This window comes from Caballeronia grimmiae, from assembly GCF_022879615.1.
Classification (GTDB): Bacteria; Pseudomonadota; Gammaproteobacteria; order Burkholderiales; family Burkholderiaceae; genus Caballeronia; species Caballeronia grimmiae.
Genome location: NZ_CP084272.1, coordinates 447,729 through 461,614, shown reverse-complemented (window position 1 = coordinate 461,614; position 13,886 = coordinate 447,729). Strand labels below are relative to the sequence as shown.

Here is a 13,886-nt window from a genome sequence, read left to right as displayed (position 1 = left end):
AAAGGGATTGCCATGACCAAGCACAAGACCAAACTTTCGATGCCGCGCCGTCAGGCGTTCCGCTGCAGCGGCCAGCAACTCGACGCCATCATGCGATTCGCCGAAGAGCGCAAGTTCGACGAACAGCCGCTGCAATGGGTCGTCGCCCAATATTGCCGTTCGCAAGCGAAGGCAGCCTGATTGCAGACTGAGTACCACTGAGCTGACGTCGGTTCAGCGCTCCGACAGGATCCGCTGCTTGAGCACCCAGATCGCCGTGGACACGGCGTAGTACGCACTTACGTTGCCGGTCACGAGCTTGCCGGTGAGTTGCACGCGTGCGTCTTCGGGCAGCTCGGCATCGACGATCTGCACCGTGGATACATTCGACTGCGTCCCCGCGCTCGCAATGCAAAGAGGGCTCGAAAGCGCCAGAATCCATGCGCGGTTCGTGGCGGCGTCGGCCTGACGCGCAGCCTGGCGCGTGACCTTGCCTTCGAGCATCACGATGTCGCCGTCGCTGAAGCAGGGCGCCGCCCATGCAGAGCTCGCCGCTGCCATAATGAGCAGACACACCCACGCACACGCTTTCGCTGTCATGCGAGCCTCGTAGAAAGCGCATTCGAGTCGACGCGCTGTGGCCTGAAAAGACGCCCACCCACTTTAGGCGATTGCCGATAGGGTCGCAACCCGGACAAACTTCGAAAACGTGCCGCGCCGGGCGTACGTGCGGGAACGCACGTTGCTGTCTCTTCTGATGATTCCTACACCGCGCACTCATGCGAGCGTCGCGTCGTTCGATCAAGGAAGCGACGCTCGCATCGACGATACGCGCATACACGCGGACGGAGACGACGATGAATCAGGCGACCAATCAGGTGATCGTGGGCGTATTTGCGTCCTATCGCGACGGACACGAGGCGCTGCGCGCGTTGCAACATGCCGGACTTTCACGCGACGACGCGCATCTGTACCGCGCCGGGCCGAACGATGTCGATTTCGACGCCTTTCCGCTGCCCTCGCACGAAGAGGACGAGGCGGAATACATCGCACATGGCGAACATCAAGGGGTAATCGGGGCGCACAACCGTTTCGTTTCCCGCGACCCGAAGCCGCCACGGCCGCCGGGTCCCACGGAAAACGACGATGCCGTCCGGCAGCGCACGCTGCTGGTCATCAGGATCACCGAGCATATCAAACCGGGCCCGATCGGCGACATGCTGCATGAACATGGCGCAGTCGCCGTGAAAGATGCCGCAGGCCATTGGCGATTCTCGCCGTACAGGAGCGCGGCGCGCGCGTAAGCCGCAGCGCGGCGCTTGGCTTCAATGCATGCGCCGCTGCGCTCGTTCGTTGCACGCGGTATCGGGGTCTGCGGCGGAATCGGCTTCGCTATCCGCCGCTGCGGACGCTTCGTCGGCCTCTTCTCTCGCAAGGCGCATCGCCTCTTGCGCCGACGCAGCCCGCAAGGCCCGGCATTGCGCCGATCTCCGAAACATTGCCAGCATACGGACGACTTCGCGTGGTCTCGTTCGCATCGCCGTCTCCTGATGAAGCGTTGAGAAACTACTTTAAGTGTAGGCGGCAAACGGCGGAAGACAAAGCCCGAATCGCGCATGATCGGATGCAGCGTTCACGTTTTTTCTCGATGATCGCGCCTCTTCTTCGACCTCCTCATGCACCCGCGTGAACGAACCGTCTAGTTAATTTCACCATCGTGACGCTCGCACAACAGCGCGAAAAGTACTTTACTGCCGCCTTGCCAGCCGCGTTCGATGTCCGCAGAATGGAAGCAACGGCTTAATTAAAGCCGTTCTTCATTCATGGCAGCGGACGGGCGGACAGTCGATGGCAACCCTGGAAGGCAAAGCGCGATTTCGGATCGATACCGACAACACCGGCGCCGGCATCGCGATCATGGTCCTGACGACCGCCACCTTCGCCGCCAGCGATTCGACCGTCAAGCTGATCGGCGCCGCTGTCCCGCTCGTCGCACTGCTGTGGGTGCGCTACCTCTTCCAGATGATCGTGCTCGGCGTCTGGCAAGCGCGGCGCGGCTCGTTCAGCCTCTTTCGCACCGACAATGCGAAATTGCAAATTGTCCGCGCGCTCCTGCTGCTCACGAACTCCGCCTGCACCTTCGCCGCGCTCCGTTATTTGCCGCTTCCCGTGACCACATCGCTTGCGATGCTCGCGCCGCTCATTTCCACGCTGCTCGCCGCGCTCGTGCTGAAGGACCACGTGCCGCGCAGCAAGTGGGCGATGGTCGTGATTGGCTTCATCGGCATGTTGATGGTGGTGCGGCCGGGCGGCAGCGGATTCACGTGGACCGTGATTTTTCCGATCGCCTCGGCGACCTCGTTCGCGTGCTTCCAGGTAGTGTCGAGCCATCTGTCGCGCGTCGATGACGCCGCCACGACGAACTTTCTGACCGCGCTCGTCGCGACGATCGTGCTGTGCGCGGCCGTGTGGGCGGATCAGGCACAACTGCTGCCAGAGATTGCGCGCGTGACTGCCGCAAGCTGGATGCTCGTCGCGTTCATGGCGACGATGGCGACCGTCGGCCAGTTGCTGATGCTGCAGGCGTTGCGCCGCGCTCCGCTATCGGTGCTGACGCCCTTTTCCTACGCGCAGCTCGCCTTTGCATCGTGCTTTAGCTGGCTGCTCTTCGGACAGGCGCCCGACCTTTGGGTGGCGATCGGCATGTGCGTGATCGCGGCGAGCGGTATCGGGACGGTGCTGATGCACGGCCGCAAGGCGGTCACGGTTTGAACGCTGCCGCGCGCTGCGCACGCCCCGAAGCACGCGGATAGCAAATCAGCGCGATGCTTGCGCCGCTTGAGCCTGGCCAGTACAGAGCCAGTGCACGTCGACATCGAGCGCCCTGGCGATGCGATTGAAAGCGTGGAGCGGCGGGACGGTAATGCCGCGCCGCCAGAATTGCACGTCGTCTTCGCTTACTTCGACCCATTTCGCGGCTTTGGCGGAACTCACGTTCGCGCGCTGCATCGCCCGGTCGAGGCGCGCGGCCATTGCGCGCCGCAAGGAATTATCGTCGTGACTGCGTTCAAGGTGCCCAATGGTGAAGGTATGTCGGCCCATCTGTTTTAACTCTCTCGATTTATCTATTTGGCCGTTCAGCGCCGGCTCGATCTGCTCCATGAATCGTACAAAATAACAGTGACGAACGAATGACAGCCCTGTTCTCTCGTTGAATCATGCGCTTATTGCAGTGCGAGATTTTTCAAGATAGGAGGCATACCGTCAAGTGGGGATAGACCGGATCTCATGCCCGCCGCTCTAAGTGTTTACCCGCCGCAAACGTAAAACGCTTTATTGTCAAGGACTTATCGAACGTTCGTACGCGCCGTGCCTCGGTCGGCGGATTCATAAGCAGGACGCACGGTTGCGTCGTGTCCCGTTTACTGCCGTTGAACCCAGATTAAACAGAGCAATGCCGCCGCCAAAATAAAGCATTAGAAATGGCAATTGACACGCGTGTGACTTTCTCTAAAAATCGATTCCTCGCTGCACCGCAAAATTCACCGATTTTCTTAGAGAGGCATTTCAATGGAATCGAGCACGAGCAGTCTTGCGCCGGAGAATCTACTTGCATCGCAGAAGGCAGGATTGAACGTCAGTTTCGGTCTTGCATCGCGCGCGGTCGAAGGCTTTGAAAAGCTCATCGATTTGAATGTGCGCACCTTCAGGACAGCACTCGCGGAACATCAGGAATACGTGACGAAGGCTTTCTCCGTCCGCGATCCGAAAGAATTCTTCGCGCTTCAGAACGCGCGATTCCAGGCGAACGCCGAGAGTACGCAAGCGTACTGGCAGCAGGTTGCCGACGTTGCGACGGGCGTGCGCGGTGTCTATCTGGAGGCCGCGCAGGATCAGATCGGGAAATCGCAACGCAACGTTCAGGCGTTTGTCGACAGCATCGCGAACGGTGCGCCGGGCAGCAACGCGGTCGTGTCGGCGTGGAAGCAGGTCATCGATACGGCCACGCAGTCCGCGAACTCGGCGTATGAAGCCGCTCGCGCCGCTGCGCGCCAGGTCGTCGAAGCCGCACAGGACGATGCAGCCAGCGCAGCTAACGCCGCCAGCACCGCCAGTGCAGCGACGCCGCCCGCCGTTCGCGCGGTATCGACGAAGGCTGCGAGCGCAAAGAAGTGAGAACGCGTTACCGTTGAAAGGCCGTCAGCACGAGTTCGTGCGAGCGGCCTATCCACACGGCCGAGTCGCGATGATCGCGCAAGTCATCGCCGGTATTCGGATGCATGAAAATATCGAGCGCGCCGTGATTGACGGCCAGCCATTCGAGCATCGAAGCGAGCCGCTCGCTCCCGAACGCCAACTGAAACGACCATTGCGGATGCGGCCCGACAGGCCGTTCGTGAAAGCGCCCGAGCCGCAACACACCGCTTTGCACGTCGCTCGCGAACCGCTCCGCGATCAGTTCCCTGAGTTGCCACGCGGCGTCGCGGCTGGCGGCGTCGAAATAAACGTGCGCGTGCCAACTGCTTATCGTGGGCGTTTCCATCGTTTCATCCGTTCGCGCGTGATCGAGACAGCGACCATTCTAGCGAAACGCCGCTAATACGCCCCGCCGCCGCTACCGGACGACGACCGGCTCGACGACGCGCCACCGCCCTCCGTCTGACACCCGGCGAGCGTTCCACCAAGCAGCGCGACGACTGCCGCGACGATGATTGCGAGCTTCATGTCCGTCTCCAGAAGTTAGCGACGTTCAATAAACGCGTCGCCGGAGCGCAATATTCCGCATGCTAGACTACTGTACATGTGTACAGTTCCAGAGCCCGCCTACACTGTCGCCGTGCGCGCGCTGTGCGAATTCACCGCGAAGCAAGGCGATCTCGACCTTCGTTTCACGCCCACGCCGACCGCACAGGAAGGCGTCGCCGGTCACCTGACCGTGACTGGGCGCAGGCCCGACGGCTATCAGAAGGAAATCACGCTGTCGGAAGACTACGGCCCGCTGCGCGTGCGCGGCCGGGCTGACGGCTACGATCCCGCATCGAACCGGCTCGAAGAGATCAAAACGCATCGCGGGAAGCTGGAGTCGATGCCGCAGAACCATCGGCATCTGCATTGGGCGCAGGCGCGCGTCTACGGGCACCTGATGTGCCGCAAGCTCGCGCTGGAATCCATCGACATCGCGCTTGTTTATTTCGACATCGTCGCGCAGACGGAAACCGTCCTCGTCGAGACGCAATCGGCGCTCGCCCTGAAGGAACATTTCGATGCGCAATGCGAGCGGTTCATTGCGTGGGCGGAGCAGGAAGTGCAACACCGGACGGCGCGCGATGCCTCGCTCACGGCACTTGCTTTCCCGCACGCCACGTTTCGCCCCCGACAGCGCGCGCTTGCCGAAGGCGTGTATCGCGCGGCCATGTCTGGGCGATGCCTTGTCGCTGAAGCGCCGACGGGCATCGGCAAGACGGTCGGCACGCTCTTTCCGCTGCTGAAGGCGTGGCCCGCGCAGCAGCTCGACAAGATCTTCTTCCTCACCGCGAAAAGTGCAGGCCGCCAGCTCGCACTCGATGCGCTGACGACACTCGGCGCGTCCACGCAGCGGCCGCTGCGGGTCATCGAACTGGTGGCGCGCGACAAGGCGTGCGAGTATCCGGACCGCTCATGTCACGGCGATTCGTGCCCGCTTGCACGCGGCTTCTACGATCGCCTGCCGGCCGCGCGCAGCGCTGCGCTCGAACGTGCGCAACTGCATCGCGCGTCGATTGCGGAAGTGGCGCGGGAGCACGCCGTCTGTCCGTACTATCTGAGCCAGGAATTGTCGCGTTGGGGCGACGTGATCGTCGGCGACTACAACTATTACTTCGATACGAGCGCGATGCTCTTTGCGCTGGCGGTGGCGAATCGCTGGCGCGTGGCCGTGCTCGTCGACGAAGCGCATAACCTCGTCGATCGCGCGCGCGGCATGTATTCCGCGACGCTCGATCAGGCCACGTTCAACGCCATGCGCCGCACCGCGCCGCCGGCGTTCAAGCGCACGCTGGCTCGCGTGGCGCGTGCTTTCAGCGACACGAGCCGCGAGCAGAGCGCGGCGGGCATCGAATACGCGGCGCACGACGCGCCGCCCGCCAAACTCCTGAAGGCGCTGGGCCAGGCGGTATCGGCGATGACCGAAACGCTCGCCGAGCAGCCGGACGTCTTCACGCCCGATGTCCTGCGCTTTTATTTCGACGCCGTGCAGTTCACGCGCATCGCGGAGCGGTTCGGCTCGCATTCGCTGTTCGATATCGCGCTTTCTGGCAAACGCCACGCCGTGTTCTGCCTGCGCAACGTGATTCCCGCGCCGCATCTCGCGCCACGCTTTGCGCGCGCCCACAGCGTCGCGCTGTTCTCCGCGACGCTCACGCCCGCGCACTTTTACGCCGACATGCTCGGCCTGCCCGCGACGAACGTGCGCATCGACGTCGATTCGCCTTTCACCGCGGACCAGCTCGACGTGCGCGCGATCTCGAACGTATCGACGCGTTTTCGGGATCGCGAGCGCTCCGTGGACCGCATCGCCGATCTGATCGCCGGGCAGTACGCGCGCGCGCCGGGCAACTATTTGAGCTTTTTCAGCAGCTTCGACTATCTGACGCAAGTCGCGTCGGCGGTGGCGGAGCGGCATCCGTCGATACCCTGCTGGCAGCAGTCCCGCGCGATGAGCGAGGCCGCGCAACAGGCGTTTCTCGCGCGCTTCGAGCCGGATGGGCGCGGCATTGGCTTCGCGGTGCTGGGCGGTGCGTTCGGCGAGGCGATCGATCTGCCGGGCACGCGGCTGATAGGCGCGTTCGTCGCGACGCTCGGGCTGCCGCAACTGAACCCCGTCAACGAACACATGAAAGCGCGCATGCACGATGCCTTCGGTGAAGGCTATGCGTACACGTATCTGTTTCCAGGCTTGCAGAAGGTGGTGCAGGCGGCCGGGCGCGTCATTCGCGGGCCGCAAGATCGCGGTGTCCTGTTCCTGATCGACGATCGCTTCGCCCACGCCGAAGTGCGGCGGCTCTTGCCCGCCTGGTGGAACGTGAACATCGTTCGCGAGCGCGAGGCGGCGGGCACTCTCCTTGCTGGATAAAGGCACCCCAAAAGCCTGCCGCGCGAGAAGCCCAGGCCACACATAAGGAGAAGCCATGTCCACCACCGATCAACCGCTGCGGCAACCGGAAGCGGGCGACGCGCTCGAAATCCTCACCGCCGATCATCGCGCCGTCGAACAGCTTTTCGAGGCGTTCGACCGTGCGCCGAAAGACGATCTTGAACGCAAGTCGACGCTCGTGCAGCGCGCGTGCGAACTGCTGACGATTCATGCGATCGTCGAAGAGGAACTGCTCTACCCCGCCGCCCGCGAGGCGTTCGGCAAGGACGACGAGAAGATCGATGTCGAAGAAGCGTACGTCGAGCACTTTCTCGTGAAGACGCTGATCGAGAAGTTCACGCAGTTGCGCGCCGGCGACGAAGGCTTCGATGCAACTTTCCGCGTGCTGAAGGAAAACGTCACGCATCACGTCGAAGAAGAGGAAACCGAGCTCTTCAAGGAAATCCGCAAGGCCGGGGTCGACCTCGTCAAGCTGGGCGAGAAGATCGAGGCGCGCAAGACCGAGTTGCAGAACCGCATCACCGAAGTCGCGACCGCGACGACGCACTGAATCACACCGCAAGATCCGGAGCGTGTGAGCCGCGCTTTTGCCGCACAGTGACGGCGAGACTCACACATCGGCCGGAGCATTCATGAAAGTGACTGGAAACGCGCTCGCATACGATGCGGGCGCGGACATCGTCGAACGCGTCGATGCGCTCGACTGGACGGATATCGAAACGCAACTCGGCTTGCAAGGCTCGGCCATTGCGCCGGGCCTGTTGTCCAGCGAGGAATGCGCGGCGCTCGCGTCTTCGTACGACGACGAAGCCCTGTTTCGCAGCCGCATCGTGATGGAGCGGCATAGCTTCGGGCGCGGTGAATACAAGTACTTCTCTTATCCGCTACCCGCGCTGATCGACGACGTGCGCGGCGCGGCGTACGCGCATCTCGCGCCGATTGCGAATCGCTGGAACAAAGCGATGCACATCGACGTGCGCTTTCCGCAGCATCATGCGGCCTTCATCGAGCGATGCCACCGCGCGGGACAAACGCGCCCGACGCCGCTTCTTCTTCGATACGTCCCCGGCGACTTCAACTGCCTTCACCAGGACTTATACGGCGAGCACGTTTTTCCGATTCAGATGGCCATTCTGCTTTCCGCGCCCCGACGCGAGTTCACGGGCGGCGAATTCGTGATGACGGAGCAGCGTCCGCGCATGCAGTCCCGCGTGGAAGTGGTGCCTCTGGCGCAAGGCGACGCGGTGTTCTTCGCGGTGCATCAGCGGCCCGTGAACGGCACGCGCGGGGTGTATCGCGTGAACATGCGGCATGGCGTCAGCCGCCTGCGCACTGGCCGGCGGCACATGCTCGGCGTGATCTTCCACGACGCGCGCTGACGCTTACTCGTTCTCTTCGAAGTAATGCCCGAAGCGCGTCTGCTTCGTCTTGATGTAGCGTTCGTTTTCCTCGCGCATCGGGATGGCGAGCGCCACTCGCTCGCTGACCGGAATGTCATGGCGCAGCAGCGTATCGAACTTCGACGGATTATTGCTCATCAGCCGCACCGACCGGACGTTCATCGCGCGCAGGATGGCGGCGGCTGAGTCGTATTCGCGGGCGTCGTCGGGCAGGCCGAGGTGCAGGTTCGCATCGACGGTATCGAGGCCCTGCTCCTGCAGTGCATAAGCGCGAATCTTGTTCGCGAGGCCGATGCCGCGCCCCTCATGCCCGCGCAGATAGAGCAGAATGCCGCGATTCTCAGCGGCGATATAGCGCAGCGCCAGATCGAGTTGCTCGCCGCAATCGCAGCGATATGAGCCGAACACATCGCCGGTCACGCATTCGGAATGCAGGCGCGTAAGCACGGAGTCGCCGTTGCTCACGTCGCCCATCACGAACGCGATGTGCTCGACATCCGTTTCCTTCACGCGATAGACATACGAGCCGAAGGTGCCATAACGCGTCGGAATGGTGGCGGTAGCGACCAGTTCAACGTCCGCGCATTCGGCGCATTCGCCGAAGCGGTGATCAGTGTCCTGCACGGCAAGCGTTGGAGAAACGGTTTTCATAGTGAATCAGCGAGTCCATGACGCCGGGTGCGACCCGGCACGTCATGGTAAAGCCCATCGGGAAAGTTTGCAGATTGTCGCACGGCGCGCGTCCGCTTTACCCGTTGCCCCGCTGATGGTCCCGATTCACGCCGGGTTCTCGAAAGTGCCGGGACTGTTGTCCGTCGCGCGCCATTCGGGCTTGCGCACCGGATCGGCCTTTTGCAGCGCCGCGCGGAGGGCGGCGGCGTCGAGATCGGCGGTATAGACAGGCGTGGCCGGCTGCTGACGCCAGGAGTCGTCGATCTCGCCGGCATCGACCGCATCGAAGCCGATTTCGTTGATCAATTTCATCACGACGCTCTTCGCGCGATGATCGTCGCCCGCGACCGGCAGCGCGATGCGCCCCGCCGCGCCCGCCGGCTTGCCGTTCTTCCGCAGATGCGCCGCGTAGATGTTGTTGAACGCCTTCACGACAGGACGCCCGATCTGCTGTTCGACCCAGCGGCTTTCCGGCATGCCCTTCTCGATCGGCTCGATACGTCCGTCGCGCTGCTGCGGATAGTAGTTGCCCGTGTCGATCACCACGACGTTCGCCGGCACGCCCGCGAACAGGTCCTTTGGCAAGCCGGGCACTTTCGCTTCCGGAATGGTCACGACGACAACTTCGGCACCCTTCACCGCTTCGCGTGCCTCGACGGCGACCGCGCCGGTCGTCCGCTCGACGTCGCGCAGCGAGTCCGGCCCGCGTGAGTTCGCGATGCTGACGTCGTGCCCGGACTGCGTGAAGCGTTCAGCGAGAACCTGTCCGATGTTGCCTGCTCCAATGATGCCGATTTTCATAAAAACCCTCCGTGAATTAAGCGCCTGCCTAGCTACGCGAGCGCAGTGCCGCCTCTGGGAAAACGCGACGAATCGACGCCATAGCCTGGATCAATTACAATGATAAAATCAATCCATTTTCAAGGATTGATAGTTTTAGTTCATACTTCACTCACTTCTTCAACACCACTCCAAGAGGAATCTGGTAATGCCGATCATCAACAGTCAAGTCAAGCCGTTCAAAGCAACCGCCTACCATAACGGCGACTTCGTGACCGTCACCGACGAAAGCCTGAAGGGCAAGTGGTCCGTGTTCGTGTTTTACCCGGCTGACTTCACGTTCGTTTGCCCGACCGAACTGGGCGATCTGGCGGATCGTTACGAAGAATTCAAGAAGCTCGGCGTCGAGATCTACGGCGTATCGACGGATACGCACTTCACGCACAAGGCATGGCACGACACGTCGGAAACCATCGCCAAGATCAAGTATCCGATGATCGGCGACCCGACGCTCGCGATCTCGCGCAACTTCGACGTGCTGATCGAAGAAGAAGGCCTGGCACTGCGCGGCACGTTCGTGATCAACCCGGAAGGCGAGATCAAGCTGTGCGAAGTGCACGACAACGGCATCGGCCGTGACGCTGGCGAACTGCTGCGCAAGGTGCAGGCTGCGCAATACGTCGCATCGCATCCGGGCGAAGTCTGCCCCGCCAAGTGGACGCCGGGCGCTGAAACGCTGACGCCGTCGCTCGACCTCATCGGCAAGATCTAAGTCTGGGTTTTCACAACGAGCGCATCACGAATCCGCCGCACCACTCGCGGCGGATTCGCCTCCTACGCCTTCGGTACGGCGCCTTGCGCCGCGCCGGAGCGTGTCGCAAGAACGCCAAGAACAACGTCACGGAACGGACAACGCCATGCTGGACGCCAACCTCAAGAATCAGTTGAAAGCCTATCTGGAAAAGGTCAGCCGGCCGATCGAGCTCGTCGCCTTCCTCGACGACAGCGACAAGTCGCATGAGCTCAAGAGCCTGCTCGACGAAATCGCTTCGCTGTCCCCGCGGATCAGCGTCGTCGAGAAAGGGGATGCCGCTGCGCGCCGTCCGTCGTTCACGATCGGCGAGCCGGGCAAGGCCGCGAGCATCCAGTTCGCAGGCATCCCGATGGGTCACGAATTCACGTCGCTCGTGCTGGCGCTGCTGCAAACCGGCGGCCACCCGATCAAGCTCGACGACGCGACCATCGAGCAGATTCGCAATCTCGATGGCGACTATCAGTTCGAAACGTATTTTTCGCTGTCGTGCCAGAACTGCCCGGAAGTCGTGCAGGCGCTGAACGTGATGGCGATCATCAATCCGCGCATCAAGCACGTCGCAATCGACGGCGCACTGTTCCAGAACGAAGTCGAGGAACGCCAGGTCATGGCCGTGCCGACGATGTTCCTGAACGGCGAGAGCTTCGGCCAGGGCCGCAGCGGCGTGAAGGAAATCCTCGCGAAGCTCGATAGCGGTTCGGCGGCCCGCGCGGCGAAGGAACTGGAAAAGAAGCCGGTGTTCGACGTGCTGATCGTCGGCGGCGGCCCCGCTGGTGCGGCTGCGGCGATCTACTCGGCACGCAAGGGCATCGCGACCGGCGTCGTCGCGGAACGCTTCGGCGGGCAGGTGCTCGACACGATGGCGATCGAGAACTTCATCTCCGTGCAGGAAACGGAAGGACCGAAGTTCGCGACCGCGCTCGAGCAGCACGTGAAAAGCTACGACGTCGACGTGATGGACGTGCAGCGCGCTGAAAAGCTGGTGCCGGGCCGCATCAACGAAGTGCATCTGGCGAGCGGCGCGGTGCTGAAGGCGAAGGCCATCATCCTCGCGACCGGCGCGCGCTGGCGTGAAATCAACGTGCCGGGCGAGCGCGAATATCGCGGCCGCGGCGTGGCGTACTGCCCGCACTGCGACGGCCCGCTGTTCAAGGGCAAGCGCGTCGCGGTGATCGGCGGCGGCAATTCGGGCGTCGAAGCGGCGATCGATCTGGCGGGCGTGGTGTCGGCGGTGACGCTGATCGAATTCGGCGCGGAACTGCGTGCCGACGCCGTATTGCAGAAGAAGCTGCGCAGCCTGGCGAACGTAACCATCGTCACCAGCGCGCAGACAACGGAAATCACCGGCGACGGCAAGAAGGTCAACGGTCTGACCTACACCGACCGCGTGAACGGCGAAAGCCATCGCGTGGAACTGGAAGGCGTGTTCGTGCAGATCGGCCTCGTGCCGAACACCGAATGGCTCAAGGGTACGGTGGAGTTGTCGAAGCACGGCGAGATCATCGTCGATGCGAAGGGCGCGACGTCCGTGCCGGGCGTGTTCGCCGCGGGCGACGTGACGACCGTGCCGTTCAAGCAGATCGTGATCGCGGTGGGCGAAGGCGCGAAGGCATCGCTGGGCGCGTTCGATCACCTGATCCGCGCATCGGTCGAAGAGGAAGAAGCCGTGGCGGCGTAAGCAGCATCGGAAGCGCAGTCATAAAAAAGGCGAACGGAGCGATCCGTTCGCCTTTTTCTTTTCCTTTGCCGCGCAAGTCACGGCGCGCTCGAAGGCTTCGGCTCCAGCACGAGCGGAAACGTCACTTCGAACACGCTGCCGTACCCTTTCGACGACTGGAAGCGCAACTCGCCATCGAGCGCGCGTGACAGTTCCTTGACGATCGCGAGGCCGAGACCCGCGCCGGGGATATCGTCGGCGGCGGCGCGCTCGAATTCCTCGAACACCCGCTCCTGATCCGCCTCGCCGATCCCCACGCCAGTATCCGCGACGCGCAAACGCCAGCGATCGCCGGGCGCGACGCTGATCGACAGTGCGATTTCGCCCGATGTCGTGTACTTGATCGCATTCGACAGCAAGTTCAGCGCGACCTGCTTGACCTTCAGCCGGTTCGACACCACCGCGCCCAGGCCCGCGTCCAGATGCCCGACAAGCGTGAGCCCTTTTGCCTCTGCCGCCACGCGCGACGACTGCATCAGCTCGTCATAGAGGGCGATGAGATCGACCGATTCGACCGTCAGGATGGAATCGTCGTTGAGCACCTTCGAGTATTCGACCATTTCGTCGACGAGCGTCGCCATGTCCCCGATCTGGCGGTTCGCAAGCGCGAGCGCCGTATCGCGCCGGGTCGGCGAGCGCGCGGCCAGTTGCAGCGCCGTCGAGAAAACATTCAGGAAATTGCGGAGGTCGTGCGCGACGCGCCGTGTGATCTGCATGCGGGTTTCGTATAGCTCGCTGATCAGCTTCTGGCGCAGCGTCAGTTCGTGGTTCGCGTGCTCGAGCATGCCGGTGTATTCGTCGATCTTGCGATCGCGCTCGCTCACGGCTTCGCGGATCGACGTCAGCGTGACGAAGCTCACGACTTCGTCGGTCGTGAGGCGCGCGTGCTCCTCGTCGATGCGGGACAAGTCGTCGTGAGTCGCCGCATATTCGCCGATGGCCGACAGCAACACCTGCCGGAAAGCGTCGAGCTCGCGCACCAGCTCGTCGATGCGATAGCCCTGCTGTAAGCGCCATTGTCCATGCAGCCGCGCGTCGGCTTCGAGCGAGCGTGCGCTATCGACCGCGCCGGGCGACTCGAGCACCGAGCAGATTTCATCGAAGATGCTCGGCAAATGATCCGCGAGCTGGCGGTACGTGAGCTGGTCCGCGTGTTCGACTTCGGAATCGCCGAACACGAGAGTCATCCATCGTTCGGTGAGTTCGGTTTGCCGGTGGCGCAGCGCGGCCACGAGACCGCGCATGCCGCCGGCTGGGGTGTCGCTCATGTGCGATGCTCCGATTGCTGTGCGCCGGAGGCGGCGCGCATGACGCTGAACTGTTATGCGGCAATAAAGGTCGATTCGACCGCATGCCGCTTCGAACACCACGGCAGTATAGGCCGACACATCG

The 13,886-nt window shown here is 62.6% G+C and carries 15 protein-coding genes and 1 pseudogene; 9 read left to right on the top strand and 7 right to left on the bottom strand.

The window, feature by feature from the left end; all coding sequences use genetic code 11:
* Positions 1–12 precede the first annotated feature (12 nt).
* Positions 13–180 carry a hypothetical protein gene (locus tag LDZ21_RS15750; protein WP_160174734.1) on the top strand — a complete coding sequence of 56 codons (168 nt, stop codon included), beginning with the start codon at positions 13–15 and terminating at the stop codon, positions 178–180.
* Between the two features lie 33 nt (positions 181–213).
* Here LDZ21_RS15750 and LDZ21_RS15745 read toward each other — a convergent pair whose 3' ends face one another.
* Complete coding sequence (locus LDZ21_RS15745; RefSeq protein ID WP_244795735.1) at positions 214–579, bottom strand: hypothetical protein; 366 nt, start codon at positions 577–579, stop codon at positions 214–216.
* 179 nt (positions 580–758) lie between these two features.
* Between LDZ21_RS15745 and LDZ21_RS15740 the strand changes: the two genes are divergently transcribed.
* On the top strand, positions 759–1,283 hold the full coding sequence (locus LDZ21_RS15740; RefSeq protein ID WP_244795734.1) for a hypothetical protein: 525 nt from the start codon (positions 759–761) through the stop codon (positions 1,281–1,283).
* 544 nt (positions 1,284–1,827) lie between these two features.
* The gene (locus LDZ21_RS15735; protein WP_244795733.1) at positions 1,828–2,751 is read left to right on the top strand and encodes a DMT family transporter; all 924 of its coding nucleotides are present in this window, start codon (positions 1,828–1,830) and stop codon (positions 2,749–2,751) included.
* Positions 2,752–2,796: 45 nt separating this feature from the next.
* Here the strand turns inward: LDZ21_RS15735 and LDZ21_RS15730 are convergent, their stop codons facing one another.
* The gene (locus tag LDZ21_RS15730) at positions 2,797–3,141 is read right to left on the bottom strand and encodes a helix-turn-helix domain-containing protein (RefSeq protein WP_244795732.1); all 345 of its coding nucleotides are present in this window, start codon (positions 3,139–3,141) and stop codon (positions 2,797–2,799) included.
* Positions 3,142–3,549: 408 nt separating this feature from the next.
* On the opposite strand from LDZ21_RS15730, the gene LDZ21_RS15725 reads away from it, so the two are divergent.
* On the top strand, positions 3,550–4,155 hold the full coding sequence (locus LDZ21_RS15725) for a phasin family protein (protein WP_244795731.1): 606 nt from the start codon (positions 3,550–3,552) through the stop codon (positions 4,153–4,155).
* Between the two features lie 7 nt (positions 4,156–4,162).
* On the opposite strand, the gene LDZ21_RS15720 is transcribed toward LDZ21_RS15725, so the two are convergent.
* Both LDZ21_RS15720 and LDZ21_RS31165 read right to left on the bottom strand, forming a co-directional pair.
* On the bottom strand, positions 4,163–4,522 hold the full coding sequence (locus LDZ21_RS15720) for a DOPA 4,5-dioxygenase family protein (RefSeq protein WP_244795730.1): 360 nt from the start codon (positions 4,520–4,522) through the stop codon (positions 4,163–4,165).
* Positions 4,523–4,575: 53 nt separating this feature from the next.
* A complete protein-coding gene (locus tag LDZ21_RS31165) occupies positions 4,576–4,704 on the bottom strand; it encodes a hypothetical protein (RefSeq protein WP_280519423.1) in 129 nt (42 codons plus the stop codon).
* A gap of 76 nt (positions 4,705–4,780) precedes the next feature.
* On the opposite strand from LDZ21_RS31165, the gene LDZ21_RS15715 reads away from it, so the two are divergent.
* The 3 genes from LDZ21_RS15715 (at position 4,781) to LDZ21_RS15705 (ending at position 8,490) form a co-directional block, all read left to right on the top strand.
* Positions 4,781–7,090, top strand: coding sequence for an ATP-dependent DNA helicase (locus LDZ21_RS15715; protein WP_244795729.1), 2,310 nt, complete (start codon positions 4,781–4,783; stop codon positions 7,088–7,090).
* A 55-nt stretch (positions 7,091–7,145) separates the two neighbouring features.
* On the top strand, positions 7,146–7,661 hold the full coding sequence (locus tag LDZ21_RS15710; RefSeq protein ID WP_244795728.1) for a hemerythrin domain-containing protein: 516 nt from the start codon (positions 7,146–7,148) through the stop codon (positions 7,659–7,661).
* Positions 7,662–7,743: 82 nt separating this feature from the next.
* On the top strand, positions 7,744–8,490 hold the full coding sequence (locus LDZ21_RS15705) for a 2OG-Fe(II) oxygenase (RefSeq protein ID WP_244795727.1): 747 nt from the start codon (positions 7,744–7,746) through the stop codon (positions 8,488–8,490).
* 3 nt (positions 8,491–8,493) lie between these two features.
* Here the strand turns inward: LDZ21_RS15705 and ribA are convergent, their stop codons facing one another.
* Entirely contained in the window at positions 8,494–9,162 is a 669-nt protein-coding gene (gene ribA / locus LDZ21_RS15700; protein WP_035964806.1) for a GTP cyclohydrolase II, read from the bottom strand.
* A 126-nt stretch (positions 9,163–9,288) separates the two neighbouring features.
* Positions 9,289–9,999: pseudogene (locus tag LDZ21_RS15695) on the bottom strand (NADPH-dependent F420 reductase); the annotation flags it as partial.
* Between the two features lie 172 nt (positions 10,000–10,171).
* Between LDZ21_RS15695 and ahpC the strand changes: the two are divergent.
* Both ahpC and ahpF read left to right on the top strand, forming a co-directional pair.
* Positions 10,172–10,735 carry an alkyl hydroperoxide reductase subunit C gene (ahpC, locus tag LDZ21_RS15690; RefSeq protein WP_035964812.1) on the top strand — a complete coding sequence of 188 codons (564 nt, stop codon included), beginning with the start codon at positions 10,172–10,174 and terminating at the stop codon, positions 10,733–10,735.
* A 145-nt stretch (positions 10,736–10,880) separates the two neighbouring features.
* Positions 10,881–12,455, top strand: coding sequence for an alkyl hydroperoxide reductase subunit F (ahpF, locus tag LDZ21_RS15685; protein ID WP_244795726.1), 1,575 nt, complete (start codon positions 10,881–10,883; stop codon positions 12,453–12,455).
* Between the two features lie 77 nt (positions 12,456–12,532).
* Here the strand turns inward: ahpF and LDZ21_RS15680 are convergent, their stop codons facing one another.
* Positions 12,533–13,762: a sensor histidine kinase gene (locus LDZ21_RS15680; RefSeq protein WP_244795725.1), complete on the bottom strand. Its 1,230-nt coding sequence runs from the start codon at positions 13,760–13,762 to the stop codon at positions 12,533–12,535.
* Between the last annotated feature and the right edge of the window lie 124 nt (positions 13,763–13,886).